The organism is Streptomyces sp. NPDC048278 (assembly GCF_040652195.1).
Taxonomy (GTDB): Bacteria; Actinomycetota; Actinomycetes; order Streptomycetales; family Streptomycetaceae; genus Streptomyces.
In genome coordinates this window covers 66,014-90,652 of the sequence record NZ_JBEZLP010000034.1, presented here as the reverse complement: position 1 = coordinate 90,652, position 24,639 = coordinate 66,014, and the positions used below count along the sequence as shown (strand labels likewise).

The 24,639-nt window shown below is 72.2% G+C and carries 25 protein-coding genes; 8 read left to right on the top strand and 17 right to left on the bottom strand.

From position 1 onward, the window contains the following. The first annotated feature begins 50 nt into the window (after positions 1 to 50). Entirely contained in the window at positions 51 to 1,322 is a 1,272-nt protein-coding gene (locus AB0D74_RS39840) for an AI-2E family transporter (RefSeq protein ID WP_362598246.1), read from the top strand. Between the two features lie 30 nt (positions 1,323 to 1,352). Here AB0D74_RS39840 and AB0D74_RS39835 read toward each other — a convergent pair whose 3' ends face one another. The 4 genes from AB0D74_RS39835 to AB0D74_RS39820 form a co-directional block, all read right to left on the bottom strand. Then, the gene (locus AB0D74_RS39835) at positions 1,353 to 2,156 is read right to left on the bottom strand and encodes a hypothetical protein (RefSeq protein WP_362598243.1); all 804 of its coding nucleotides are present in this window, start codon (positions 2,154 to 2,156) and stop codon (positions 1,353 to 1,355) included. Positions 2,157 to 2,268: 112 nt separating this feature from the next. Further along, positions 2,269 to 3,429 carry an oxygenase MpaB family protein gene (locus tag AB0D74_RS39830; RefSeq protein WP_362598240.1) on the bottom strand — a complete coding sequence of 387 codons (1,161 nt, stop codon included), beginning with the start codon at positions 3,427 to 3,429 and terminating at the stop codon, positions 2,269 to 2,271. Between the two features lie 65 nt (positions 3,430 to 3,494). Beyond that, complete coding sequence (locus AB0D74_RS39825; protein ID WP_362598237.1) at positions 3,495 to 4,547, bottom strand: polyprenyl synthetase family protein; 1,053 nt, start codon at positions 4,545 to 4,547, stop codon at positions 3,495 to 3,497. Beyond that, a complete protein-coding gene (locus AB0D74_RS39820) occupies positions 4,540 to 4,815 on the bottom strand; it encodes a polyprenyl synthetase (RefSeq protein WP_362598234.1) in 276 nt (91 codons plus the stop codon). The genes AB0D74_RS39825 and AB0D74_RS39820 overlap by 8 nt, the downstream gene beginning before the upstream one ends. Before the next feature lie 448 nt (positions 4,816 to 5,263). On the opposite strand from AB0D74_RS39820, the gene recA reads away from it, so the two are divergent. The 3 genes from recA to AB0D74_RS39805 all read left to right on the top strand — a co-directional run bounded on the left by recA (position 5,264) and on the right by AB0D74_RS39805 (position 9,882). After that, on the top strand, positions 5,264 to 6,397 hold the full coding sequence (gene recA, locus AB0D74_RS39815) for a recombinase RecA (protein WP_362598231.1): 1,134 nt from the start codon (positions 5,264 to 5,266) through the stop codon (positions 6,395 to 6,397). A 4-nt stretch (positions 6,398 to 6,401) separates the two neighbouring features. Next, complete coding sequence (recX, locus tag AB0D74_RS39810; RefSeq protein ID WP_362598228.1) at positions 6,402 to 7,256, top strand: recombination regulator RecX; 855 nt, start codon at positions 6,402 to 6,404, stop codon at positions 7,254 to 7,256. 97 nt (positions 7,257 to 7,353) lie between these two features. Continuing rightward, a complete protein-coding gene (locus AB0D74_RS39805; RefSeq protein ID WP_362598225.1) occupies positions 7,354 to 9,882 on the top strand; it encodes an ABC transporter permease in 2,529 nt (842 codons plus the stop codon). 11 nt (positions 9,883 to 9,893) lie between these two features. Here AB0D74_RS39805 and AB0D74_RS39800 read toward each other — a convergent pair whose 3' ends face one another. Beyond that, a complete protein-coding gene (locus AB0D74_RS39800) occupies positions 9,894 to 10,283 on the bottom strand; it encodes a VOC family protein (RefSeq protein WP_362598222.1) in 390 nt (129 codons plus the stop codon). A 128-nt stretch (positions 10,284 to 10,411) separates the two neighbouring features. Here AB0D74_RS39800 and AB0D74_RS39795 point away from each other — a divergent pair, with 128 nt between their 5' ends. Next, entirely contained in the window at positions 10,412 to 11,215 is an 804-nt protein-coding gene (locus AB0D74_RS39795) for a TetR/AcrR family transcriptional regulator C-terminal domain-containing protein (protein WP_362598219.1), read from the top strand. Positions 11,216 to 11,231: 16 nt separating this feature from the next. Here the strand turns inward: AB0D74_RS39795 and AB0D74_RS39790 are convergent, their stop codons facing one another. From AB0D74_RS39790 to AB0D74_RS39755, 8 genes are all read right to left on the bottom strand, one after another. Then, positions 11,232 to 11,660, bottom strand: a complete 429-nt coding sequence (locus AB0D74_RS39790; protein WP_362598215.1) for a rhodanese-like domain-containing protein — start codon at positions 11,658 to 11,660, stop codon at positions 11,232 to 11,234. Beyond that, positions 11,657 to 12,211: a cysteine dioxygenase gene (locus AB0D74_RS39785; RefSeq protein ID WP_362598212.1), complete on the bottom strand. Its 555-nt coding sequence runs from the start codon at positions 12,209 to 12,211 to the stop codon at positions 11,657 to 11,659. Before AB0D74_RS39785 ends, AB0D74_RS39790 begins: the two co-directional genes overlap by 4 nt. A 72-nt stretch (positions 12,212 to 12,283) precedes the next feature. Next, positions 12,284 to 12,355 (bottom strand): putative leader peptide, encoded by a 72-nt coding sequence (locus AB0D74_RS39780; RefSeq protein ID WP_311737274.1) that lies wholly within the window; start codon positions 12,353 to 12,355, stop codon positions 12,284 to 12,286. 78 nt (positions 12,356 to 12,433) lie between these two features. Beyond that, on the bottom strand, positions 12,434 to 14,071 hold the full coding sequence (locus tag AB0D74_RS39775) for an FAD-dependent monooxygenase (RefSeq protein ID WP_362598209.1): 1,638 nt from the start codon (positions 14,069 to 14,071) through the stop codon (positions 12,434 to 12,436). A gap of 236 nt (positions 14,072 to 14,307) precedes the next feature. Continuing rightward, on the bottom strand, positions 14,308 to 15,210 hold the full coding sequence (locus AB0D74_RS39770; protein ID WP_362598206.1) for an amino acid ABC transporter permease: 903 nt from the start codon (positions 15,208 to 15,210) through the stop codon (positions 14,308 to 14,310). Next, positions 15,207 to 15,872 (bottom strand): amino acid ABC transporter permease, encoded by a 666-nt coding sequence (locus AB0D74_RS39765; protein WP_362598307.1) that lies wholly within the window; start codon positions 15,870 to 15,872, stop codon positions 15,207 to 15,209. Before AB0D74_RS39765 ends, AB0D74_RS39770 begins: the two co-directional genes overlap by 4 nt. A gap of 168 nt (positions 15,873 to 16,040) precedes the next feature. Next, on the bottom strand, positions 16,041 to 16,877 hold the full coding sequence (locus AB0D74_RS39760; RefSeq protein ID WP_362598203.1) for a glutamate ABC transporter substrate-binding protein: 837 nt from the start codon (positions 16,875 to 16,877) through the stop codon (positions 16,041 to 16,043). Between the two features lie 155 nt (positions 16,878 to 17,032). After that, positions 17,033 to 17,809 (bottom strand): amino acid ABC transporter ATP-binding protein, encoded by a 777-nt coding sequence (locus AB0D74_RS39755; protein ID WP_362598200.1) that lies wholly within the window; start codon positions 17,807 to 17,809, stop codon positions 17,033 to 17,035. A gap of 317 nt (positions 17,810 to 18,126) precedes the next feature. On the opposite strand from AB0D74_RS39755, the gene AB0D74_RS39750 reads away from it, so the two are divergent. Further along, on the top strand, positions 18,127 to 18,819 hold the full coding sequence (locus AB0D74_RS39750) for a response regulator transcription factor (RefSeq protein WP_362598197.1): 693 nt from the start codon (positions 18,127 to 18,129) through the stop codon (positions 18,817 to 18,819). A 9-nt stretch (positions 18,820 to 18,828) separates the two neighbouring features. Beyond that, a complete protein-coding gene (locus AB0D74_RS39745) occupies positions 18,829 to 20,226 on the top strand; it encodes a HAMP domain-containing sensor histidine kinase (protein ID WP_362598194.1) in 1,398 nt (465 codons plus the stop codon). Between the two features lie 97 nt (positions 20,227 to 20,323). On the opposite strand, the gene AB0D74_RS39740 is transcribed toward AB0D74_RS39745, so the two are convergent. Continuing rightward, positions 20,324 to 21,322: a TAXI family TRAP transporter solute-binding subunit gene (locus tag AB0D74_RS39740; RefSeq protein ID WP_362598191.1), complete on the bottom strand. Its 999-nt coding sequence runs from the start codon at positions 21,320 to 21,322 to the stop codon at positions 20,324 to 20,326. Positions 21,323 to 21,440: 118 nt separating this feature from the next. Here AB0D74_RS39740 and AB0D74_RS39735 point away from each other — a divergent pair, with 118 nt between their 5' ends. After that, positions 21,441 to 21,875 (top strand): MazG nucleotide pyrophosphohydrolase domain-containing protein, encoded by a 435-nt coding sequence (locus AB0D74_RS39735; RefSeq protein WP_362598188.1) that lies wholly within the window; start codon positions 21,441 to 21,443, stop codon positions 21,873 to 21,875. 7 nt (positions 21,876 to 21,882) lie between these two features. Here AB0D74_RS39735 and AB0D74_RS39730 read toward each other — a convergent pair whose 3' ends face one another. The 3 genes from AB0D74_RS39730 to AB0D74_RS39720 form a co-directional block, all read right to left on the bottom strand. Further along, positions 21,883 to 23,346, bottom strand: a complete 1,464-nt coding sequence (locus AB0D74_RS39730) for a hypothetical protein (RefSeq protein WP_362598304.1) — start codon at positions 23,344 to 23,346, stop codon at positions 21,883 to 21,885. A gap of 227 nt (positions 23,347 to 23,573) precedes the next feature. Then, positions 23,574 to 23,933 carry a DUF6204 family protein gene (locus AB0D74_RS39725; protein WP_362598185.1) on the bottom strand — a complete coding sequence of 120 codons (360 nt, stop codon included), beginning with the start codon at positions 23,931 to 23,933 and terminating at the stop codon, positions 23,574 to 23,576. Positions 23,934 to 24,028: 95 nt separating this feature from the next. Further along, the gene (locus tag AB0D74_RS39720) at positions 24,029 to 24,580 is read right to left on the bottom strand and encodes a histidine phosphatase family protein (RefSeq protein ID WP_362598182.1); all 552 of its coding nucleotides are present in this window, start codon (positions 24,578 to 24,580) and stop codon (positions 24,029 to 24,031) included. Positions 24,581 to 24,639 lie beyond the last annotated feature (59 nt).

The following is a 24,639-nucleotide window of genomic DNA, read 5'->3' as shown; positions in this document are numbered from 1 at the left end:
AGATCGGATACGGGCCACGCGGTGTCAGTGGCGTGGGCGAGACTTGCACCGTGGCATCCACTGACGAGGACGGGCGGACCGTCCAGGACGCATCCCCGGCCGACACGGCCGACACGGCGCCGCGCGCCGGAGCACCGGCCGCCGGCGCCGCGGTACCGGGCGCCCGCATGCCGCGCTGGCTGCCGCGCGCCATGGTGCTGGCGCTCGCCCTCGTCGCCGCCTTCCAGCTCGGCAGCTGGGCCTTCCACCAGCTCACCGGGCTGCTGATCAACATCCTCATCGCGTTCTTCCTGGCGCTCGCCATAGAGCCCGCGGTGAGCTGGATGGCCTCCCGCGGCATGCGCCGCGGCTTCGCGACCTTCCTGGTCTTCCTCGGCCTGGCGATCGCCACCGCGGGATTCATCACCCTGCTCGGCTCGATGCTGGCCGGGCAGATCATCAAGATCGTCGAGGACTTCCCCGACTACCTGGACTCGGTCATCAACTGGGTCAACCACACCTTCCACACCGAGCTGAAGCGGGTCGACGTCCAGGAGGGCCTGCTGCACTCCGACTGGCTGCGCAAGTACGCGCAGAACAGCGCGGCCGGTGCGCTCGACGTGTCCGGACAGGTGCTCGGCGGCCTCTTCCAGCTGCTGACGATCACCCTGTTCGCCTTCTACTTCGCCGCCGACGGCCCCCGGCTGCGCCGCACCCTGTGCTCCGTGCTGCCGCCCACCCGCCAGGCCGAGGTGCTGCGCGCCTGGGAGATCGCCGTCGACAAGACCGGCGGCTATCTGTACTCGCGCGGCGTGATGGCGCTGATCTCCGGCATCGCGCACTACATCCTGCTGGAGGCCCTCGGCGTGCCGTACGCGCCCGTGCTGGGCGTGTGGGTGGGGCTGGTCTCGCAGTTCATCCCCACCATCGGCACCTATCTCGCGGGCGCGCTGCCGATGCTGATCGCGTTCACCGTCAACCCGCTGTACGCGGTGTGGGTGCTGGTGTTCGTCGTGATCTACCAGCAGTTCGAGAACTACATGCTGCAGCCCAAGCTGACCTCCAAGTCGGTCGACATCCACCCCGCGGTCGCCTTCGGATCGGTCATCGCGGGCACCGCGCTCCTCGGCGCGGTCGGCGCGCTGATCGCCATCCCGGCGGTCGCGACGCTCCAGGCGTTCCTGAGCGCCTACGTGAAGCGGTACGACGTCACGGACGACCCGCGGGTGCACGGGCACCGCCGGCGCGGCACGGGCGGCCCCGGGCCGTTCACGCGCGCGTGGCGTCTGACACAGCGCCTGATATGGCAGCGGCCCGAGAGCTCCGGGGACACTCCGTCCTGACGGCCGCCGTGATCCGCGGACGAGCCGCGGTCAGTAGGTGAGTACGGCCCACACCCCGGCAGCGGCGACGGCCGCCGCGTAGCAGCCCACCGCCGCGGCCACGACCCGCCACCGGGTCCGCTCGCTCCACGCGGTGCGGGACAGCAGCCAGGTCAGGGCCGGCAGGACCAGCACCGCGTGCAGGCTGACCCCGTGCAGCGGCTTGAGCGGGGCCGTCGAGTCGTACGCCGCCTGCTGGTGCCCGGTCCGGACGAGTACCACCCCGCGCGCGATCATCGCCGCTCCCGAGGCCAGCGCCACCAGCAGGACCGCGAACCCGGAGCGCACCGCGAGCGCCATGCCCGCCGGACCGGCCGGCCGGCGCCGGAAGGACACCACCGCGAAGACGGTGAGCACCACCACCAGGACCCCGCCGCCCACCGCGAGCAGCATCGACACCGCGGTGTCGAAGGGCGTCTCCATGTCGAGGTGCGAGGGCACCCGGCGCCATGCCTGCAGGGTGATCCCGCCGACCTCCACCACGCAGTCGGCGGCGAACACGAGCAGCAGGACGGTCCGCAGCCGCTCCCCGACCCTCAGGTAGGAGGTGACCCAGGTGACCGCCATCAGCGTCAGTCCGAAGGAGAGCCCGAACGTGACGGGCTTGCGCCAGGAGACCGGCCCGTACCAGGGGCCGCCGTCGACCGCGAACACCACCAGATGCGCCAGACCGGAGAGGACGAGCAGCGCTCCGGTCACGTGACAGAGACGCTCGGCGGGGCGCACCCGGCTCAGGATCCCGGTCAGCGGGTTCGGCGGCGCCTTGCGGGGCGGACTCTTCAGGGAGGAGGACATGCGCCCAGCCTCCCGGCGCCCGACCGCGCGGTCGTCGTCCGGCCGAAGGCACCCGCCGTACGCCGTGCGGAGTAGCGGAATAGGGGATGAGGGGGATGACGGGATGAGGGGATCAGGAGACCGTGGCGGCCGGCGGGGTCCACCGCCGGGTGCGGGGGACGGTGCCCTGGACGCCGTAGTCCTTCTTGAGGTGTTCGGGGATGGCGTAGTGCATGACGCGGCCACGGGTGAGCGAGGACAGTTCGAGGACGGTCGTGAGATGGCCGAGGCGGTCCAGGGCCCAGGCGCCCAGCGGTGAGCGGTCCTCGATGGTCTCCAGGACGCCGAGGAGGTGCGGTACGGCCTTGACGACGGTGTCCCACGGCGTGCGCGGCACCTCCAGCCAGTCCGCGCAGGTGTCGCCGACCAGGTGGCGGATCAGGGCGGAGACGATCGGGTCGAAGAAGGTGCCGGGGACGACCTCCTCGTAGAGGTCGATGAGCTGCCGGGTCAGGACCACGCCCTCCTCGGAGGGGCCCATGTGGCGGACCATGTAGAGGTCGAGGAAGGCGCGTGCCTCTTCGAGGGTCTTCGGGACGGCCTCCTGGTCGACGCCGAGCATGGCGCCCACCACCCGCCACGCGTAGTAGTACGCCTCGGCGCCCTCCGTGGACAGGTGGATGCCCAGCCGGTGCAGGCTGTCGAGGACCAGCATGGAGAAGAACATCTGCCCGCCGATCATGTCCTCCTGGCAGATCGGCGTGCCGAGCTCCTCGGTGTCCCAGCGGTTCTCGCGCCTGAGGTGGTGCCGGATGGAGGCGTGCAGCAGGCGCACCTTCTGGGCGGCCGGGACGAAGCGGCCACCGGCCTCGAAGGCGTCGGGCCGCATGAGGTAGACGGTGAACTGGCCGGTCTCCGCCATCCGCTTGGACGGGTACCTCAGCCCGTGGGTGGCCGACAGCAGCTTCGCCACGCGCGGGACGACGTAACAGGCGGGCATGGCGGCGAAGGACAGCGCGGTCGAGATGTGCACGTTGTTGTCGATGAAGAACAGCCGGGCCTTCTCCATCTCGCCCCAGTCCACCCAGGACGGCGGCACCCGGGTGGCCTCCAGGTACTCCCGCGCGACCTCGGGCAGCCCGTCCGGCAGAGGTGCGCCGGCGGTGGAGACGTAGCGCATCAGGGTGTTGAAGGTGCCCACCTCCCCGCGCTCGAAGAGGGCGGCGACCGTGGCGTCGGCGAGTTCGTCACCGGCGTGCCGCAGGGGGTCCATCGAGGCCTCGGTGTGCATCACGGCAGGGCTCCTTGTCGTCGCGGGTGCCGTCCGGCCGTCCAGGCCGTCCGGGCCGTCCGTGGGGGTCAGGACAGGCGGACCGTGGCCGAGTGGGCCAGCGAGGTCAGGGCGCCGGCGGCGGGGGCCGGCACGTCCAGTTCGTGGAGGGCGTCGAGCGCTTCCGCGACCCGGGCGCCGATCATGTGCTCGATCCGGTCGGGTGCCCCGAGCCGGCACATCACCTCGCGGACCGCGTCGAGGCCGTCCGCGTCCAGGTCACGGCGGCCGAGCAGGGTGCCGAGCCGCTCCCGGTCGTCGGCCCGGGCGAGGCGCCAGGTCTCCGCGAGCAGGGCGGTGGGCCGGTGGCCGCGTACGTCGTCGGCGTTGGCCTTGCCGGTGTGCTCCGGGGCCCCGAACAGGCCGAGCAGGTCGTCGCGCAGCTGGAAGGCCTCGCCCAGCGGCAGCCCGTACCCGGAGTACCCCGTGCGCAGCCGCTCGCCGGCCCCGGCCAGGGCGCCGCCGATCAACAGGGGCTGCTCGACGGTGTACTTGGCGGTCTTGTAGCGGATCACCTTCAGCGAGGCCGTGGTGTCCGGACCGGCTCCGGTGCGCAGGATCTCCAGGCACTCGCCCGCGATCAGCTCCCGGGCCAGCACCGACCACAGGGGGCGGGCCCGGGCGAGGTAGGCGGCGGGCAGCCCGCAGGTCGCGAACAGCTGTCCGGCCAGTGACATCAGCAGATCGCCCACGAGCATCGCCAGCGACCGCGCGGTGTCGTCGGCGCGCGGACGGTCCGCCACGGCGGCCCGCAGGGCGAGGTGCGGGGTGGGGCGGCCGTGCCGCAGCGGGCTGTCGTCGATGAGGTCGTCGTGTACGACGGCGGCGGCGTGCACCAGTTCCATGGAGGCCGCCGCCCGCACCAGCGCCTCGCTGTCCGGCTGGCCCACCGCGCGCCAGCCCCAGTAGCAGAACGCCGCCCGCAGCCGTTTGCCGTCCGCGACCGCCGCCTCCAGCTGCTCGGCCACCGGGGCCAGGAGCGGGTCGACCGCCGCGAACAGGCCTGCCTCCTCGGCGACGAACCCGCGCAGTACGTCGTCGACGCGGTTCTTGAAGGCGGGCGGATCCCACCGGTCAGTCATCGCCGGCGGTCCGCCGCAGGAGGGCGTGCCTGGCGAGGATCTCCAGATGGGCCGGGGGCACGGCCGCGTACCGGTCCAGGACCAGGCGTCCCCGTGCGGTCAGATCGTGCTCGGCCTCGGACGCCAGCGCGCCGGCGTCCGAGCGGCGCAGCAGCCCGCGTAACGTCCCGAAGGCGGTGCCCACCGTGCTCACCGCCAGATCGGCCAGCCCCGCCGCCAGCAGTACGGCCTGCTCGTCCAGACCGCGTCGTCCCGTCTCACGTGTCATGCGCTCTCCCACCCACGGCACCCGGAGGCGGCGCCCCGGCCGCCTCTTCGAGCATCGCGGCACGACGGGCGCGGGCAGGCGGAAACTCACGATCGGGTGAACGCCCTGCCGGGTGGTGCGGAGCGCCGTGTCGCGCTTCCGCTTCCGGCTGCCGCCCCCGAAGTGGCACACACGCCCCCGTTCAGGCCCCCGCGTGAGAGGGGGGTGAGCACCCTGCGGGGAGTGGCGGGAGTACCGCGTGGTGCGCTTGACACGAAAATCGAACATCCATTCTTATGGAGGCTCCGGCACGGCTCACGGCGGGGATCCCGGCGGCAGTTCGACACGGTTTCGGCGGAGAAGTACCTGAGTTGTCCACAGGTCGAACCGGCGTCGGGACGCATTGTCAGTGGCAGGCGTTAGCGTCTTTGACGTGAAGCGATCGACTCAAGCAAACCGGGTGGAACCCATGGCAGGAACCGACCGCGAGAAGGCGCTCGACGCCGCGCTCGCACAGATTGAACGGCAATTCGGCAAGGGCGCGGTCATGCGCATGGGCGACCGGACGAAGGAGCCCATCGAGGTCATCTCGACCGGGTCGACCGCGCTCGACGTCGCCCTGGGCGTAGGCGGCCTGCCGCGCGGCCGTGTCGTGGAGATCTACGGACCGGAGTCCTCCGGCAAGACGACCCTGACCCTGCACGCCGTGGCCAACGCACAGAAGGCGGGCGGCCAGGTCGCGTTCGTGGACGCGGAGCACGCCCTTGACCCCGAGTACGCGCAGAAGCTCGGCGTCGACATCGACAACCTGATCCTCTCCCAGCCGGACAACGGCGAGCAGGCCCTGGAGATCGTGGACATGCTGGTCCGCTCCGGCGCCCTCGACCTCATCGTCATCGACTCCGTCGCCGCGCTCGTCCCGCGCGCGGAGATCGAGGGCGAGATGGGCGACAGCCACGTCGGTCTCCAGGCCCGTCTGATGAGCCAGGCGCTGCGGAAGATCACCAGCGCGCTCAACCAGTCCAAGACCACCGCGATCTTCATCAACCAGCTCCGCGAGAAGATCGGCGTGATGTTCGGCTCCCCGGAGACCACGACCGGTGGCCGCGCGCTGAAGTTCTACGCCTCGGTGCGACTCGACATCCGCCGCATCGAGACCCTGAAGGACGGCACCGAGGCGGTCGGCAACCGCACCCGGGTCAAGGTCGTCAAGAACAAGGTCGCACCGCCCTTCAAGCAGGCCGAGTTCGACATCCTCTACGGCCAGGGCATCAGCCGCGAGGGCGGCCTGATCGACATGGGCGTGGAGAACGGCTTCGTCCGCAAGGCCGGCGCCTGGTACACGTACGAGGGCGACCAGCTCGGCCAGGGCAAGGAGAACGCGCGCAACTTCCTCAAGGACAACCCCGACCTCGCCAACGAGATCGAGAAGAAGATCAAGGAGAAGCTGGGCGTCGGGGTCCGCCCGGAGACGCCCGCCGCCGAGCCGGGCGCGGACGCGGCGGTCACCACCGCGGCGGCCACGGACGACGCGGCGAAGACGGTGCCGGCCCCGGCCGCCGCCAAGGTCACCAAGCCCAAGGCCGCCACCGCCAAGAGCTGACGCCGTGACACGACGAACCGACTGGGCCGACCACGAGTACACGTCCCCCGGTGCCCCACGGGGGAGGGGCACCGGGGGCGACCCGGGCTCCACCGGGGACGGCGACGAGGCCTACGGCACGGGCGGCGACCACCACGGGGGCGGCACATACGGGGGAGACGGCGCGTACGGCGGTTTGTACGCCGACGGCTTCCACGCCGACGGCACGCCCGGCGACCCGGACGGACCGCGCGGGCACGGGTCACCCGGCCGTGGCTCGCGGAGGCCGGAGACGCGCCGCCGGCGCGGCTTCGGGGAGCCGTCCGGTGAGGACGGGGGTTCCTCCTCCTCGTCGAGGGCCGAGCAGGGGGAACCTCCAGCGGACCCGGCTGAGCGGGCGCGGGCGATCTGTCTGCGCCTGCTCACCGGGACCCCGCGCACCCGGAAGCAGCTCGCGGACGCCCTGCACAAGCGGGAGATCCCGGACGAGGTCGTCGAGGAGGTGCTGTCGCGGTTCGAGGAGGTCGGGCTGATCAACGACAGCGCGTTCGCGGACGCCTGGGTGGAGTTCCGGCACCACGGCCGGGGGCTGGCCCGGCGCGCACTCGCCCGGGAACTGCGCACCAAGGGCGTCGACTCGGCGCTCATCGACGAGGCCGTCGGCCAACTCGACTCCGAGCAGGAGGAGGAGACCGCCCGCGAACTCGTCGCCCGCAAGCTCCGCTCCACCCGGGGCCTCGACCGCGACAAGCGGATCCGCCGCCTCGCCGGCATGCTCGCCCGCAAGGGGTACTCCGAGGGCATGGCCCTCCGGGTCGTCCGGCGGGCGCTGGAGGAGGAGGGCGAGGACACGGAGTTCCTGGAGAGCGGCGACTTCTGACGGGGCGTCTGTCTCGGAGGGGGTGGGGCTAACCCCCCGTCAGAACACCGGACCACCACAGTGCCCCGGGACCCTCGCGTGGACGACGGTGTACGCCATGATGCTGCGCTACGCCCTCAAGACCGTCCGCGCCCGCAAGGCCGGTTTCCTCGGCGCCTTCCTCGCCCTGCTCTGCGCGGCTGCCCTGATCTCCGCCTGCGGCACGCTCCTCGACACCGGCCTGCGCGGCACGATCCGCACCGAGCGCTACGCGGCTACCCCGGTCCTGGTCTCCGCCGACCAGTACGTCCACCGAACCACGGTCAAGTACAAGCACGGCAAGACCAAGATCAAGCGCAAGGCGAAACCCGTCGCCGAACGCGCCTGGCTACCGGAAGGCCTCGCGGCCGGACTCGCCCGTACACCCGGTGTCGCCCGGGTCGTGCCCGAACTGACCTTCCTCGCCCAGCCGCTGACCCGGGCCGGCACCGGCGGCCGTACCGCCTACGGGCACGCCTGGGAGTCCGCCCCGCTCACGCCGTACCGGTTGGTCACCGGCACCGCGCCCCGGGCCGACACCGACCTGGTCGTCGACCGCGACCTCGCCGCACGTGCCCGCCTGCGGCCCGGCGACACCCTCACCGTGCAGTCGACCCAGGCCCCGCGTGCCTACCGGATCACCGGAATCGCCGCCCCGGCCACGGACGTACGCCACCAGACGGCCCTCTTCTTCTCCGCCGGCGAGGCCCGCAGGCTGGCCGCGCACCGCGGGCAGGTCACCGCGTTCGGTGTGCTGCCGACGCACGGCACCGATCCGCAGCGGCTGAAGCAGGCCGTGGCACGGACGCTGCGCGGCACCACCGCCCAGGTCTCCACCGGGGACGCCCGCGGCCCCGTCGAGTTCCTGGACGCGGCAGCCGCCCGGGTCAGGCTGGTCAGCATGGGCGGCGCCATGGGCGGCACCTCGCTGCTCGTGGCGGTCCTGGTGGTCGTCGGCACCTTCGCGCTCACCGTCCAGCAGCGCCACCGCGAACTCGCCATGCTGCGCGCCATCGCCGCCGCACCGGGACAGATCCGCCGCCTGCTCGGCCGCGAGGCCTTGATCGTCGGCGCGGTGGCCGGCACGCTCGGCGCACTCCTCGGCCTGCCCCTGGGCGCATGGCTGCAGACCAGGTTCGTCGCGCTCGGCGCCGTGCCTGCGGCGCTTCAGCACACCACCGGTGTCGTCCCGCCCCTCGCCGCGCTCGCCGCGACCCTGGCCGGCGCCTGGACGGCGGCCAGGGTGGCCTCCCGGCGCATCACCCGGATCCGGCCGGCCGAGGCGCTCGTCGAGTCCCGCGTCGAACCCGCCTGGCCTGCCCGGGGCAGGATCGCCACCGGTCTGCTGCTGCTCGCCGGTGGAACCGTCCTCGTCGTGCTGCTCACCTCCCTGCGCACCGAACCCGCCTCGACTCCCGTCACCTTCCTCGCCGTCGTGGTCCTCGCCACCTCCGTCGCCCTGCTCGGTCCGCTGCTGGTCAGGGCGGCCGTGCTGCTGCTCGCCGGCCCGCTGCGGCTCACCGGTCACAGTGGCCGGCTCGCCACCGCCAACCTGCGCGGCAACGCCGCCCGGATGGCCTCTGTCGTCACCCCCCTCACCCTGCTCGTCGGCATGACCTGCACGGTGCTGTTCGTCCCATCCACCCTCGGCGCCGCCGCGCGCGCCCAGGCCCACGCCGGCGTCACCGCCGACTGGGTCGTGGCCGCCCGGGGACCCGGGGTACCGGCCGCGGCGGCACGGGAGTTGCGCACGCACCGCGATGCCGTCACCGAAGTGGTCCGCACGACGGTCCGCATCGGACTCGACAAGTACCCGGCCCAGGGCGTCACTCCCGAGGGCCTCGCCCGCACCTGGGATCCCGAGGTGACCGCCGGCTCCCTCGACCGGCTCACCGACCGCACGGTCGCCGTCAGTGAACTGGCCGCCGATCAGCAGCACCTGAGGCCCGGCAGCACCCTGAGACTCACGCTCGGCGACGGCACGCCCGCTACGCTCACCGTCGCCGCCGTCTACGCCCGGGGTCTCGGCTTCGGAGACCTCACCTTCGCCCACGACCTCGTCTCGCACCACGTGGACAACCCGCTCGCCTCCTCCGTCTTCGTCAGCACCGCCCGTACAAAAGCACAACTCGCGACTACGCTGCGTGAGTTCCCAGGGCTCGAAATTCTTTCGCCGGCCGCCGCCGACTCGCTCGACGCCCACCGCCGCCAGGACAACGCCGAGGTCGACTTCCTGGCCATGGGGCTGGTCCTCGCCTTCACCGCCATCGCCGTCGTCAACACGCTCGCCATGTCGGTCGCGGACCGCGTGCGGGAGTTCGCACTGCTCAGGCTCTCCGGTGCCACCCGTCGTCAGGTGCTGCGGATGCTGCGCACCGAGGTGCTGTCCGTGCTGACACTCGCCACGGCACTCGGCAGCGGCATCGCGCTCGCCGTACTGACCGCGTTCAGCGTCGGCATGACGGGCCGTGCTGCGCCGGTCGGCGAACCATTGCTGTACGTGATGGTCGTCGCGACCGCCGGGCTGCTCGCGCTGGTGGCCGCGGCCCTTCCCGGGCGGGTGGCGCTGCGGGTGCCGGCGGTGACGGCGGCGACGGCGAAGGATTAGGCCGAGCCGCCTCAGTGGCCGCCGGGGGCGTTCCAGTCGACGAGTTGGACGATGACGCCGTTGGGGTCGGTGACCTGGAAGGCGCGCTCGCCCCAGGGCTCCTCGCGCAGCGGCATCGTGATCGCGACGCCCTCGGCGGTCAGGCGGGTGAGTTCGGCTTCGAGGTTGTCGACGACGAAGGCGAGGATCACCCCGTCGGCGTGGTCCTCGCGCTGGTCCTCGGGGAGCGAGGCCAGGCCGCGCCGCAGGTAGACGACGTTCATCCCGGCGTCGTCGCGGGTCAGTGAGGCGAAACCGTCCGCGGCCAGTTCTTCGCGGAACCCGAAGTGGTCGGTGAGGAAGGCGCTGGACGCCACGACGTCGTCGACGTTGAGGGAGACGGCGGAAGCGGTGATCGACACGAGAGCTCCTTGACCTTGGCCTGGTGGGCAGGTGACCAGGCGACCTGGAATTACTCTGTACGTTGTACATTGTACCGCGTACAGAGTAATTGATGGGGGCAGGGCGGTCGGTGGGGGAGGATGTCCAGATGCCTCTCGACCGAAGCGGGGCCGGTGATCCGGCCCGCTCCCTGGAACTGCTCTGGCGGGTCCCCGCCGCACCGCGACGCGGCCCGCGGCAGCGGCTGGACATCGACACGGTGGTCACCGTCGCCATCGGACTGGCGGATGCCGAGGGTCTGGACGCGGTCACGATGCGCCGGGTCGCGCAGCAGCTGGGGGTGGTCCCGATGACCCTCTACACCTATGTGCCGGGCAAGGCCGAGCTCCTGGACCTCATGCTGGACACCGCCTACGTCCGGATGTCGCGGGCCGACACCACGGGCCGGCCGTGGCGATTCCGGCTGATCGCGGTGGCCGAGGAGAACCGGACGCTGTTCGAGGCGCACCCGTGGGCCGCGACGGTCTCCACCGGCCGTCCGCCGCTGGGGCCGGGAATGATGGCCAAGTACGAACACGAACTGTCGGCACTGGACGGACTCGGGCTCGACGACGTGGAGATGGACGCCGCCCTGACCTTTCTCCTCACCTTCGTTCAGGCCAACGCCCGCTCGGCGGCGGAGGCTCGCGCCGCCCGGCAGGACAGTGCCCTGGACGACGAGCAGTGGTGGGCGGCCAACGCCCCGCTGCTCGAAAAGGTTCTCGACCCGCGGACCTACCCCACCGCCGTCCGCGTCGGCACGGCGGCGGGTACCGCGCACGGTGCCGCGTACAGCCCCGGTCACGCCTGGGAGTTCGGCCTCGGCCGGGTGCTCGACGGTCTTGCCGTGCTCATCGACGGCCGCACGGACGCGACCGGGAACCACCGGGCCGACGGGACCGGGGAGCCGTAGGGCGTGGGGCGTGGGGTCAGGACGGCTGGGGTGGCTGGGGGGTGACCGGGAGGCCCGCTGTCTTCCATGCCTGGAAGCCGCCGATCAGGTCCGTTGCCCGGTGCAGGCCCAGCTGGTGCAGGGAGGCGGCGGCCAGGCTGGACGCGTAGCCCTCGTTGCAGATCACGACGACCTGGAGGTCGTGGCCGGTGGCCTCCGGGGTCTTGTGGCTGCCCTGGGGATCCAGGCGCCACTCCAGTTCGTTGCGCTCTATGACGAGCGCACCGGGTATCAGCCCGTCCCGGTCGCGCAGCGCCGCGTACCGGATGTCGACGAGCAGGGCCTCGCCGGAGCGCGCCGCCTCGTACGCCTCCCGCGCGTCGATGCGCTGGTAGCCCGCGCGCACCCGCTCCAGCAGTTCGTCGACGCCCACCGGGCGGGACTCCGCCGGTTCCGTGCCGCTCACTGCCAGTCCTCCGGGCGCTCGACCTGCTCCAGGCGCAGCACCTGTCCGGTGCGGCTGTAGCGGCGGATCCGTGGCAGCGGCGGGTAGTAGGCGTGGACGGAGACCGCGTGGCGCTCGGTGGACTCGTTGTGTACCTCGTGGACGTGGTCGCGGCCGAAGGAGCGGCCCTTGCCGGCCGGCAGCCGGCGCTCGCGGTCGACGCCCTCGGAGAGTTCCAGGGTCTTCCAGCCGTCGGTGGGCAGCCGGGTGGCCAGCGAGTACTCCTTCAGCTCACCGCTCGCGGTGAGGAAGGCGCCGACCGACTCGGCATGGTCGTGCCAGCCGGTGCCGGAGCCGGGCGGCCAGCCGATCAGCCATGCCTCGCTGCCGGCGGGGCCGTCGAGCCGGACCCAGGTGCGGCCCTCGGGGTCGAGCGGGAGCGAGGCGATCAGCTCGGCGTCGGCGGCCGTACGCCGGACGAAGTCGAGGAGGTCCGCCTGGGTGGGCGCGGCGCCGGGCGCGGAGGCGGACGGAGAAACGGAGGGGGAGGAGGAAGAGAGGGAGGCAGACACGTGCACCGATCCTGACGAGGGTTCGCAGAAGCGGGCGCAGACGGCGCCCGGAGAGAGGAGAGATATGCGAAGTCAGCAGGACGGAAGACACACGCAGCCCGCATAGCGGACCAGGTCCACATGGACCTTCCGCCACAGGCGCACAGTGGTGTCGTTCACGATGCGGAGTACACCACGCCGGTGCGGGCCGGTCAACTCACCGTCAGAATGTGGACGGCCCGGTCACCGCACGGGGGAACCGGCCGGTGCCTCCGCCTCCGCCCGCTGCTCCGCCTGCTCGGCCGCCTCCTGGTCCTTGCCGCCCAGCGTGGCCTCGGCCGCCGCGTACAGGTCGGCCGGGCGGACGCCGTTGAGGGCGGTGACCAGATGGCCGTCGGGGCGCACGAGCAGCACCGCGTGCGCCGGGGCGCCCGGGTAGGCCTCGGCGACCAGCAGCTCGGCGGGGTGCGGCAGCGCGGTCACGGCCGCCGCGAGCCGGGGCATGATCCCGGCGGAGACCCAGTGCTTGCGGTCCCAGACGCCGGTACCGGGGGCGATGAGGACGACGAGCAGCGCGCCGCGGCCGAGGCGGGAGCGCAGCTGCACGAAGGTGCCGTCCTCCGCGGTGACTCGGACGTCGGCGACCGGTGTCCCCGGCGGGGTGTCGACCGGGATCTCGTGCTCCAGGTGCCGGGGGGCGAGGGGCGAGTCGGCGTACGCCCCCGGCGCGCCGAGCGGACCGTGCCCCAGGTGGCCTTCCGTGAGGAGTGCGTCGTGCCCCCGGGACGCGCCCGGGACGAACCCGCGCAGCCCGCCACCACCGCGCAGCACCGGCAGCACCTGGTCGGCGGCGCGCAGCCGGGCGGCGACCACCGCGCGTCGCTCCGTCTGGTAGCTGTCGAGGAGCGCCTCGTGCGGGCCGTGGTGCCAGGCCGGGGCCAGCTTCCAGGCGAGGTTGTCCACGTCCCGCAGTCCCTCGTCCAGGCCGTGTGTCCCGAGCGCGCCGAGCAGGTGCGCGGCGTCCCCGGCGACGAACACCCGGCCCACCCGCCACCTGCGGGCGAGGCGGTGGTGCACGGTGTGGACGCCGGTGTCGAGCAGGTCGTACGGCGGTGTGGTGCCGCCCGTCCAGCCCGCGAGGGTCTCGCGGATCCGGGCCACGAGCAGCTCGGGCGTGACCAGGTCCTTGCCGGGCGGCAGCAGCCAGTCCAGGCGCCACACGCCGTCCGGGAGGGGGCGGGCGGTCACCTCCGCGGCCGAGGGCCCGGACGTCCGCCACGGCGGGGTCCGATGGAGCAACGCCTGACCGGGCCAGGGAAGTTCCGTGCGCAGTGCGGCGACCGCGTGCCGTTCCACCGCGGTGCGGCCCGGGAAGCGGATGTCCAGGAGCTTGCGCACGGTCGAGCGGGGTCCGTCGCAGCCCACCAGGTAACTGCCGCGCCACCAGGTGGCCTTGGGGCCGCGGGTGTGCGCGGTGACTCCGGAGCGCTCCTGTTCGACGGCGTCCAGGCGGCTATCGGTGGCGATCCTGACCAGCGGTTCGTCGGCGATCGCGGCGCGCAGGGCGTCGGTCAGCACGTGCTGGGCGAGGTGCAGCGGGGACGGCTCGCCGGTGTCGTCGAAGACGACCTCGCGCAGCACCTGGCGGCGCCGCATCGACCGCCAGCCGGTCCAGCGGGTGCCCAGTTCCTCCAGCGGGGCGCCGGACAGGCGCGTCACCAGGGCGGCGGTGTCCTCGCGGAGCACCACCGTGCGCGCCGGGCGCGGCTCGTCCTTGCCCGGACCCTCGTCCAGGACGACGGAGGGCACCTCCTGGCGGGCCAGCGCCAGGGCGAGCGTGAGCCCGACGGGCCCCGCTCCGACGATGATCACCGGGTCCACGGCGCGGCGCCCCCTGCCCGTACGCAAGTCCCGACGGACATCGATGAACAAGTGGGTGGAGCAGGGTGCACGATCACAGAACGTATGCAACAGACTGGGCGCCACCCGGTCAAGCGGCGCACCCGGGGACACGTCAGCATGGCGGGCGCGCGGACCCCGTCGGTGCGCCGGAAGACGGCGGAGGCGGCGGCCGTGCGGCCACCGCCTCCGTACCCGGTGCACGTGTTGACTTTGGGTCAGACGGACGCTCCCGTGCCGTACGAGCCGGCCACTTCGGCGGCGTTCAGGTCCTGGACGTCCTCGGGGCCCAGCACCGCGCCGGTGCCGCGCCTGCTGCGCCGCAGCCGCTTCTCCAGCCAGGAGGCGAACGTGGTGAGCGCGAGGTTCAGCACGATGAAGACGACGCCGACGACGACGAAGCTCGGGATGACGTTGGCGTAGTTGGCGGCCAGCGTGCCGCGCGCCGTGAGCAGTTCCGTGAACTGGAGCATCACGCCGCCCAGCGCGGTGTCCTTCACGACCACCACGAGCTGGCTGACGATGGCCGGCAGCATCACGGTGACCGCCTGCGGCAGCAAAATGCCGGTCATCGTCTGCCCCTTGCGCAGCCCGATCGCGTACGCCGCCTCCGTCTGCCCCTTGGGGAGTGCGAGGATGCCGGCCCGCACCACCTCGGCGAGCACCGAGGCGTTGTAGAGCACCAGGCCGGTGACGACGGCGTACAGCGGCCGTTCGTCGCTGCCGACGTCGGTGGAGCGGACGTAGAACTCGTTGGCGAACAGCATCAGCAGCAGGACCGGGATCGCGCGGAAGAACTCCACGATCCAGGCGGCCGGTATCCGCACCCAGGCGTGGTCGGACATGCGGGCGATGCCGAAGACCGCGCCCAGCGGGAGGGCGATGACCATGGCGAGCGCCGCGGCCTTGAGCGTGTTGCCGAGGCCCGGCAGCAGGTACGTGGACCATGCCTCGGAGGTGGTGAACGGCTGCCACAGGTCCCACTTGAGCTGGCCCTTGTCGTCCATCTTCTGCCAGACCCACCAGACCGCGAGGGCGAGGAGCAGCACGAAGGCGACGGAGAGGACCACGTTGCGCCGCTTGGCGCGGGGCCCGGGGGTGTCGTACAGGACGGAGCTCATCGCTTCACCGCCAGGCGCTTGGCGAGCCAGCCGAGGAACAGGCCGGTCGGGAGGGTCAGGACCACGAAGCCGAAGGCGAAGACCGCGCCGATGGCCAGCGTCTGGGCCTCGTTCTCGATCATCGTCTTCATCAGGGCGGCGGCCTCGGCGACGCCGATCGCGGCGGCCACCGTGGTGTTCTTCGTGAGCGCGATCAGAACGTTGGCCAGCGGGCCGATCACCGCGCGGAAGGCCTGTGGGAGCACGATCAGCCGCAGGCTCTGCGAGAAGTTCAGCCCGATCGCGCGGGCCGCCTCGGCCTGCCCGACGGGCACGGTGTTGATGCCCGAGCGGATCGCCTCGCAGACGAAGGCCGCGGTGTAGGCGGTCAGGCCGAGCACCGCGAGGCGGAAGCCCTGGACCTTGAAGTCGGAGGCGCCCAGCGTCATGCCGAAGATGTCGGCGAGGCCGAGCGAGGTGAAGATGATGATGACGGTCAGGGGGATGTTCCGGACGATGTTGACGTAGGCGGTGCCGAATCCGCGCATCAGCGGGACCGGACTGACCCGCATCGCGGCCAGCAGGGTGCCCCAGACCAGGGAGCCGACGGCGGAGAGGACGGTCAGTTCCACCGTCGTCCAGAACGCCCCTAGGACGTCGTAGCCTTGAAGAAAGTCGAACACGATCTCCCGCGCTTCCGGGTGTGTGGCGTACGTGGAGGGCATGGCGCGCCGCCGCCGGGGAAGCGGTGGCGGCGGCGCGCGCGAGGAACCGCGCGATGGGCTGCCGGGTCCCTGCGTCGGCGGATCCCCGCGACCCGTGCGGGGGCGGGTTCCGCTGTGCGCGAAGCCTTACTTGACGATCGCGCCGATCTTCGGGGCGGGCTCGTTCTTGTAGTCGGCCGGGCCGAAGTTCTTGGTGACGGCCTTGTCCCAGGAACCGTCGCCGACCATCTTCTCCAGCGCCTTGTTGATCTTGTCGACGGTGGCGGAGTCGCCCTTCTTGACGCCGATGCCGTAGTTCTCGTTGCTCAGCTTCAGGCCGGCGAGCTTGAACTGGCCCTTGTACTTGTCCTGCGCGGCGAAGCCCGCGAGGATCGAGTCGTCCGTGGTCACCGCGTCGACGGAGCCGCTCTGCAGGCCGGCGATGCACTCCGAGTAGGTGCCGACCTCCTTGAGGTTGGCCTTCGGGGCGATCGTCTGCTGGATGTTCTGCGCCGAGGTCGAACCCGTCACGGAACACAGCTTCTTGCCGTTGAGGTCCTCGCCCTTGGCGATGGTCGAGTCCTTCTTGACCAGCAGGTCCTGGTGGGCCAGCAGGTACGGGCCGGCGAAGTCCACCTTCGCCTTGCGCTCGTCGGTGATCGAGTAGGTGGCCGCGATGAACTTCACGTCGCCGCGCGCCAGGGCGTTCTCCCGGTCGGCGCTCTTGGTCTGCACGAACTCGATCTGGTTCGGCTTGTAACCGAGCTGGCCGGCGACATAGGTGGCCACGTCGACGTCGAAGCCCGAGAAGGAGCCGTCGGGCTCCTGGAGGCCGAGACCGGGCTGGTCGAACTTGATGCCGACCTTGATCTTGTCGCCGCCCGAGGAACCGCTGTCGTCCTTGTCGCCGCTGCCGCACGCCGTGGCGGACAGGGCGAGCGCGAGCACGGCGGCCGAAGCGGCGGTGACCTTGCGGAGCTGCATGATGAACATCCCTCGTTCTGGTGAAGACGGCTGTGGAAACGGCTGCGGAGACGGCTGTGCGGGCGGCTGTGCGGACGGCTGTGCGGGCGTCAGCGGGGACGTCTGTGGGGACGTCTGTGGGGACGTCTGTGAAAAGAAGCGGGGCCTGCCGTGCCTCAGTGGTGCAGGATCTTCGACAGGAAGTCCTTGGCCCGGTCGCTGCTCGGGTTGCTGAAGAACCGGTCCGGGGTGGCCTGTTCGACGATCCGGCCGTCGGCCATGAAGACCACCCGGTTCGCGGCCGAGCGGGCGAAGCCCATCTCGTGGGTGACGACGATCATCGTCATGCCGTCCCTGGCCAGCTGCTGCATGACCTCCAGGACCTCGTTGATCATCTCGGGGTCGAGGGCCGAGGTCGGCTCGTCGAAGAGCATGACCTTCGGGCCCATGGCCAGCGCCCGCGCGATGGCGACGCGCTGCTGCTGGCCGCCGGAGAGCTGTGCCGGGTACTTGTCGGCCTGGGTGCCCACGCCGACCCGGTCGAGCAGGGTGCGGGCCTTCTCCTCGGCCTGCTTGCGGTCCGTCTTGCGGACCTTGACCTGCCCCAGCATCACGTTCTCCAGCACCGTCTTGTGTGCGAAGAGGTTGAAGGACTGGAAGACCATGCCGACGTCGGCGCGCAGCCGGGCCAGTTCCTTGCCTTCCTGGGGCAGCGGCCTGCCGTCGATGGTGATCGTTCCGGAGTCGACGGTCTCCAGGCGGTTGACGGTGCGGCACAGCGTGGACTTGCCGGACCCGGAGGGCCCGATCACCACGACGACCTCACCGCGGGCGATCGTCAGGTCGATGTCCTGGAGCACGTGCAACGCGCCGAAGTGCTTGTTGACATTCTTCAGGACAACCAGGTCGCCGGTCGCGGCCACGTCCTGCTTGGCCACCGATACTTCGGTCATCGCTTTCGGGCTCCGTCCTCCTCGGTTGCGCAGGAATGTAGTAACGGCGAATGACCAGCGTCATTACATCTGAGGGAGATCTGAGCATCACGATCCGGTCGCAGGCGGACACGTGCCGTAGTGCCGACGGCCGCCCGGGTATCGGCCGCGTAACGGAACCCGCCCGCCACCGGAACCCACTTGACGCCGTCGGCGTCCATCAGCGTGACTGCTCCTCGTGCACGCGCGCGTGCGCGATTTCTACAACGCGCGGGTTTTCCGCGGACAAGCCGACGGCGAACCACGACCGTACGACCGCTGAACCGGAGGGGGCCGGGATGAGACTGCTGCTCGTCGAGGACGACAACCATGTCGCCGCCGCACTCTCCGCGGTCCTGGCCCGGCACGGGTTCTCCGTCACCCACGCCCGCAGCGGCGAGGAGGCGCTCCGCGCCCTCGTCCCCGAGAGCGACGGCTACGACGTCGTCCTCCTCGACCTCGGCCTGCCCGACCAGGACGGCTACGAGGTCTGCGCCAAGATCCGCAAGCGCACCAGCACCCCGGTCATCATGGTCACGGCCCGCTCCGACGTACGCTCCCGCATCCACGGCCTCAACCTGGGCGCCGACGACTACGTGGTGAAGCCGTACGACACCGGGGAACTGCTCGCCCGCATCCACGCCGTCAGCCGGCGCACCCATCACGAGGACGGCCAGGCCGGCGCCGACGGCGACAGCGCGCTGCGGCTCGGCGCCGTCCGCATCGAACTGCCCACCCGTCAGGTCAGCGTGGACGGCAAGGTCGTCCAGCTCACCCGCAAGGAGTTCGACCTGCTCGCGCTGCTCGCGCAGCGGCCCGGTGTGGTCTTCCGCCGGGAGCAGATCATCAGCGAGGTCTGGCAGACCAGCTGGGAGGGGACCGGCCGCACCCTGGAGGTGCACGTCGCCTCCCTGCGCGCCAAGCTGCGCATGCCCGCGCTCATCGAGACCGTACGCGGCGTGGGCTACCGGCTCGTCGCCCCGGCCGCGTAGCGGGGACGGGTGCGCACACGACTCCTTCCGCTGCTCATCGTCCTGATGGCGGCCGTGCTGCTCGCGCTCGGCGTGCCGCTCGCCGTCAGCACGGCCTCCGCGCAGCAGCAGAAGGTCGTCGTGGACCGTATCGACGACACCGCGCGGTTCGCGGCTCTCGCCCAGTTCGTGACCGACACACCCACCACCGCGCGCCCCGTCCGCACGGACGACCGTCTGGAGACCCTGCGCCGCGAACTCGCCAGCTACTACGGCGTCTACGGCATCCGCGCGGGCGTCTTCTACCGGAACGCCTCCTCCATGGCCAACGCGCCCGACGACTGGGTGCTGCCGACGACCGGCGAGGTCCGGGAGGCCTTCGACGAGGCCCTGCTCAGCCGCCGCAGCCACGACCCCGCGCAGGTGTGGCCGTGGCAGCGCAGCCGGCTGGTGGTGGCCTCACCGGTGATCCGGGACGGCGACGTCGTCGCCGTGGTGGTCACCGACTCGCCCACCGGCCCGATGCGTTCCCGCACCGTGCGCGCCTGGCTGGTGATCGGCGCCGGTGAGTGCGCGGCGATGCTGCTCGCCCTCGGCGCGGCGCTGCGGCTGACCGGGTGGGTGCTGCGGCCGGTACGGGTGCTCGACGCCACCACGCACGCGATCGCCAGCGGCCGGCTCAAGTCCCGGGTCGCGGCGGCCGGCGGCCCGCCGGAACTCAGACGGCTGGCCCGGGCGTTCAACGAGATGGCGGACAACGTCGAGGACGTGCTGGAGCAGCAGCGGGCCTTCGTCGCCGACGCCTCCCACCAGCTGCGCAACCCCCTCTCCGCGCTGCTGCTGCGCATCGAACTGCTCGCCCTCGAACTCCCCGAGGACAACGAGGAGATCGCCTCGGTCCGCACCGAGGGCAAGCGGCTCGCACAGGTTCTCGACGACCTGCTCGACCTGGCGCTGGCCGAGCACGCCGAGGCGGACCTGATGCCGACCGACCTCGGGCGGCTGGCCGAGGAGCGGGTCGCCGCGTGGGCGCCGGCCGCCGCGGCGAAGGGGGTCCGGCTGACCGGCGACTGCCCGCCGGCCACCGGGTGGGCCGACCCGGTCACGCTGTCCAGCGCGCTGGACGCGGTGATCGACAACGCGGTGAAGTTCTCGCCGGAGGGCGGCCTGGTCGAGGTGACCGTGGCCGCCGGCGGAGACGTTGCCACGGTCGTGGTGACCGACTCCGGACCGGGGCTGACGGACGAGGAACTCGCGCGCGTGGGGGACCGGTTCTGGCGCAGCGGACGGCATCAGAACGTGAAGGGGTCGGGGCTGGGGCTGTCGATCACGCGGGCGTTGCTGGCGGCGGGTGGGGGTGCGATCGAGTACGAGCACCATGAGCCGCGGGGGTTGCGGGTGACCGTGTCGGTGCCGCGGGGTGGGTGAGGGCTTGTCGCGCAGTTCCTCCCCCAGCCTTCGGCCGGGGGTACCCCCAGCGCCCCTGGCGGGGCGCTTCAGCCAAGGGCGTTTCAAGCGGGGTCCTTCATGGCTTCACCGAGCGGTAGTAGCGTCGCGCGCCCTCCTGGAGCGGTAGCGGGTCCGTGTAGATCGCGGTGCGCAGGTCGACGAGTTGGGCCGAGTGGACGTGGTTGCCGATGTCGTCGCGGCTCTTGATGACCGTGCGGGTCACCCACTCGGTGAGGCGCGGGTCGACGTCCTTGCGGGTCATCAGGACGTTGGACACCGCGATCGTGGGCACCGTCGTGCCCTGCTGCACGGACGGGTACGCCGACTCCGGCATGTTGGTCGCCCGGTAGTAGAGCGAGGCCGCGCCCTCGGTGTGCAGCTTGGCGACGAGGCTTCCGTCGATCGGGACGAACGTGAAGCTGAACTTCTTCGCCAGGTCCAGCAGCCCCTTGGTCGGCAGCCCGCCCGACCAGAAGAACGCGTCGATCTTGCCGCGCCGCAGCTGGTCCGGGCCGGTGTCTATCCCCTCGGACACCGGTGTGATGTCCTTCGCCGGATCCACCCCGGCGGCCCTGAGCACCCGGTCGGCGATCAGCCGCACCCCCGAGTTGGGCAGCCCGACCGCCACCCGCCTGTGCCGCAGCTGCGCCACGTCGGTGATGCCCGAGTCGCGGGGCACGACGAGCTGGACGTAGTCGTCGTAGAGCCGCGCCACCCCGCGCAGCAGCCCCGCGTCCGGGCCGTCGTTCAGCTCGTACGTCTCCACCGCGTCGGCCGCCGCGATGGTGAAGTCGGCGTGGCCGGTCGCCAGCCGCCGAACGTTCTCGTACGACCCGTTGCTCTGCACCAGCTGCACCTTCAGGCCCGGCATGTCCTTGCGCAGCTCGGTGCGGAGCCGCTCGCCGTACTCCTGGTAGACGCCGCGCAGCGTCCCGGTGCTGAAGACGATCGTGCCGGTCGGCGGCTTCTCGCCGAGCGGCAGCAGCCACCACAGCAGCAGGCCGAACGCGACGACGCCGGCGGTCGCGCACTGGAGGGCGCGGCGTCTGCCGATACGGGGGAGCAGCTTGGACATGCGCGCGATCCTGCCAGCCGGTCACCGTCCTGACCAGGGCGGGGTTCGGGGGCCCGGGCGGGGCCGGGGGCACGGCGGCGGACCGGGACTGTCGGTGGCGGCCGTTAGAGTCGTTCGCATGACCAGTTCCGTCCCCGGTACCCCGACCGGTACCTCGCCCGCCCGCCTCGTCCGGGAGTTCCACCACGCCTTCGGCCTGGACACCCGCACCACGCCGACCGAGGTGTCGCCCGAACTGGCCGCGCACCGGGGAGAGCTGCTCGCCGAGGAGGCCGCGGAGGTCGCCGAGGTCGCGGTCGACGGACCCCTCGACCGGCTCGCGCACGAGCTGGCGGACGTGGTGTACGTGGCGTACGGCACCGCGCTGGTGCACGGGATCGACCTCGACGCGGTGCTCGCCGAGATCCACCGGTCCAACATGAGCAAGCTGGGGCCCGACGGGCAGGTGGCCCGCCGGGCCGACGGCAAGGTGCTCAAGGGGGAGCACTACCGGGCGCCGGACGTCTCGGCGGTGCTGCGCCGCCAGGGCTGGATACCGGGTGGCGCGGCCTGACCCGGGGTCAGAGGGTGCCGCCCGCCAGCTTCCACTCGCGGTGCAGGGTGCCCAGCGGGATGCTCCGCTCCAGCACCGGTGTGCCGAAGACCGACAGCTGGAGGCGGAGGGTGCCGGAGAGGTCGACACCGCCGTAGAGGTTCCAGGTTCCCTGGGCGTCCGCGCCCGGGGTGGCGGAGGTGGCGGTGACCGTGCCGGTGGCCTCGCCGCGCAGGTACGGCGCCAGGTCGGCGGTGACGCCCACGGTGCCGTAGAGGCCGACGGAGGCCTCGGCGCCCAGCGTGGTGCGGACGCTGCCCGACGTGGTCACCGCGGTGTGCACCGGCGTGCTCGCCATGGTCGAGCTGCTCACCGGCGTCCAGCCCTGGGCGGTGCCGAAGGTGCCGCCCGCCTTGAAGTCGCCCTTCACGTTCTGCTCCACGTCGACCGTGATCTTCCCGTCGCCGCTCACCTGGAGGTAGCAGGTCAGGTCGAGGTTGACGACGACGGGGACCGCGCCGACCTGGAGGACCGGGTCGGCGTGCAGCTTGGCGAACGGGATGCGCAGCGGGGTGGCCGAGGCCCCGGCCCGCCCCTTGACCGCCCAGCCGGAGTCCCAGTCGCCGGAGACGCCGAGGTAGGCGGTGCCGGGCGCGGTGCCGGTGCCCGCGCCGCCGTAGGCGAAGTCGACCTGCGGGGCGACCTGGACGTAGCCGGAGACCGAGGCCGCGGCGGAGGCCGACCCGCCCACGGTGGCCGGCACCTCGGTGCTGACGTCCAGGCGGAGGCTGCCGAGCGGCACGGTGGCACCCTCGGGGCCGACGTGCACGTCGCCTGCCTTGGACCAGGAGACCTTGACGTCGGGCAGCAGCTTGTCGACGTCGAAGGCGGCCGGGTCGACGGGCACGGTGCCCTTGGCGGTGTCGTCGCCGAGCAGGGCGTCGAGGGTCGCGGGCTCGGTCTGCACCTCGGTGCCCGCGTCGGTCTCGCCGAGCACCTTGGTCACCTTGGCGAGCAGCCCGTCCGGGGCGCCGGGCGCGGGGGCACTGGCGATGACGTCACCGACGGCGGCCTGCCGGGCGGCGGCCGATGCCGATGCCGACGGCGATGCCGCGGGGCTGGGGGAGACGGCCGGGGAGGCCGGGCTCGTCTCGTCCCCCGAACCGCCGGGCGAACGGCCAGGAGAGTGGCCCGGTGCGTTCCCCTGCGCCGCCGGGGCTATGACGGCACGTCGGGTCCTGCTGTCGTACGAGGCGACGGTGAGCGTGGTGCGGTGGGCCGGGCGGCCCGCGCCCGCCGAGCCCGCGGCCGTGGTCGCGGCGGTGGCCGGTGCGGCGGCGACGGCGAGCGTCCTGCCGTCCGTGCGGGCGGCGGCGGTGGAGTCGTCGGAGACCTGGGCGGCCTCCCGGGCGTGATCGTCGGCGGAGGCCCGGTGCTGCGGCGAGGAGCAGCCCGCGGCGAGGAGGAGGGCGGTCACGGCGAAGGCGGGCATGAGGGCATGCCCGAGCCTTGTGCGTCTGCGCAAGGTCAGTCCTGAGGGTGGGGGGTGACGAAGAGACACCGCTCATGGTTACCGGCAAGTAGAACTGGCCAGTAACTCGGTGTGGCCCCGAGCATGCCACGCCCGCGGCACAGGCTCCCCACAATCCGGCCACATCCCGACGTGACCTGAACCACGGCGACTTCAGGCCGCCGTGGCCGTTTCCGCGAGAGCGGGCGTCAGTCCTGCCGCTGCGCAGCCGCCCGGCGCTGCCGCTTGCTGAGGGGTGCCTGGGAGAGGTCCTCCGCGCTGGACCGGAGGTTCTTGTAGCCGTAGCCGCGCCGGGTCAGCCACGTCCTGGCCGCCTCCTCGGCGCGCTCGGTCGCCTCCAGGATGTCCTCCTCGTCCTCCCCGGTGTCCTGGAAGCGGAAGGTGAAGGCCGGACGCGCGGCGATGTCGTAACTGAGGTGGCCCTCGGCCGTGAAGGCCGCGCGCAGCACGTCGTGCTCGGCGGCCCGGGAGAGGAGTTCGGCGCGCTGCTCGGCGCCGAGGCCGTCGAAGACGCCGCGGACGGTGACGCGGAAGGTGCGGGAGGTCATGGCGCGACCCTAGGCAGGACGGGGCGCACCGCTCCACCGCATTTCCGGCGTCCCGCCGGCGCCCCGCCGGCCCTCCGCCGGCCCCCCGCCTCCGGCTAGCCTCCGACCTGGCCGAGCCGCAGGTTCCAGCGCCCGGGGCCGCCCGTGATCTCCGTCGCGGACAGCGGCGGTACGTCCACCCGCCAGAACGCGGCCTCGGGCGCCCCCAGCGTGTGCAGCACCATGGCCCGCACCACCTCCGGCTCCACCACGGCGATCGTCCTGCCGATGGTCAGGCCCGTCCGGTCCAGCCAGCCGGCGACCCGTGCGCACAACTCCCGTACCGATTCGCCCCCGTGGGGCGCGGCCCCCGGGTCGGTCAGCCACTGGAGCAGCGCGTCGGGTTCGGCGGTGCCGACCTCCTCCAGCGTCCGCCCCCGCCAGCGGCCCGCGTCCAGGCCCGACAACTCGGGCTCCGCCGAGGCGCCGAGGCCCAGCGCGGCGGCCGTCTCCCGGCAGCGCACACTGGGGGAGCTGACCGTCTCGCCGGCGGCCGGCAGGGACAGCGCCACCGCCTCGGGCTTCTCGATCGAGTCACCGTCGTAGAAACGGGCCCGCCGCAGCGAGGGGGTGAAGGCGGGGGCTATGAGGATGACTCGGCAGGTCACGGGCGTACGTTCCTCCTCGGACGAAACAGCGCTCGCCGACGACGGGCGCCGGCCGCGCA

Coding starts and splice junctions, on each gene's coding strand:
- AB0D74_RS39725 (WP_362598185.1), bottom strand. CDS start 23,933: ATGACCTCCCGCACCTTCCGCGTCACCGTCCGCGGCGTCTTCGACGGC.
- AB0D74_RS39770 (WP_362598206.1), bottom strand. CDS start 15,210: ATGAGCTCCGTCCTGTACGACACCCCCGGGCCCCGCGCCAAGCGGCGC.
- AB0D74_RS39735 (WP_362598188.1), top strand. CDS start 21,441: ATGACCAGTTCCGTCCCCGGTACCCCGACCGGTACCTCGCCCGCCCGC.
- AB0D74_RS39825 (WP_362598237.1), bottom strand. CDS start 4,547: ATGACTGACCGGTGGGATCCGCCCGCCTTCAAGAACCGCGTCGACGAC.
- AB0D74_RS39820 (WP_362598234.1), bottom strand. CDS start 4,815: ATGACACGTGAGACGGGACGACGCGGTCTGGACGAGCAGGCCGTACTG.
- AB0D74_RS39835 (WP_362598243.1), bottom strand. CDS start 2,156: ATGTCCTCCTCCCTGAAGAGTCCGCCCCGCAAGGCGCCGCCGAACCCG.
- AB0D74_RS39805 (WP_362598225.1), top strand. CDS start 7,354: ATGATGCTGCGCTACGCCCTCAAGACCGTCCGCGCCCGCAAGGCCGGT.
- AB0D74_RS39750 (WP_362598197.1), top strand. CDS start 18,127: ATGAGACTGCTGCTCGTCGAGGACGACAACCATGTCGCCGCCGCACTC.
- AB0D74_RS39755 (WP_362598200.1), bottom strand. CDS start 17,809: ATGACCGAAGTATCGGTGGCCAAGCAGGACGTGGCCGCGACCGGCGAC.
- AB0D74_RS39760 (WP_362598203.1), bottom strand. CDS start 16,877: ATGCAGCTCCGCAAGGTCACCGCCGCTTCGGCCGCCGTGCTCGCGCTC.
- AB0D74_RS39795 (WP_362598219.1), top strand. CDS start 10,412: ATGCCTCTCGACCGAAGCGGGGCCGGTGATCCGGCCCGCTCCCTGGAA.
- recA (WP_362598231.1), top strand. CDS start 5,264: ATGGCAGGAACCGACCGCGAGAAGGCGCTCGACGCCGCGCTCGCACAG.
- AB0D74_RS39730 (WP_362598304.1), bottom strand. CDS start 23,346: ATGCCCGCCTTCGCCGTGACCGCCCTCCTCCTCGCCGCGGGCTGCTCC.
- AB0D74_RS39740 (WP_362598191.1), bottom strand. CDS start 21,322: ATGTCCAAGCTGCTCCCCCGTATCGGCAGACGCCGCGCCCTCCAGTGC.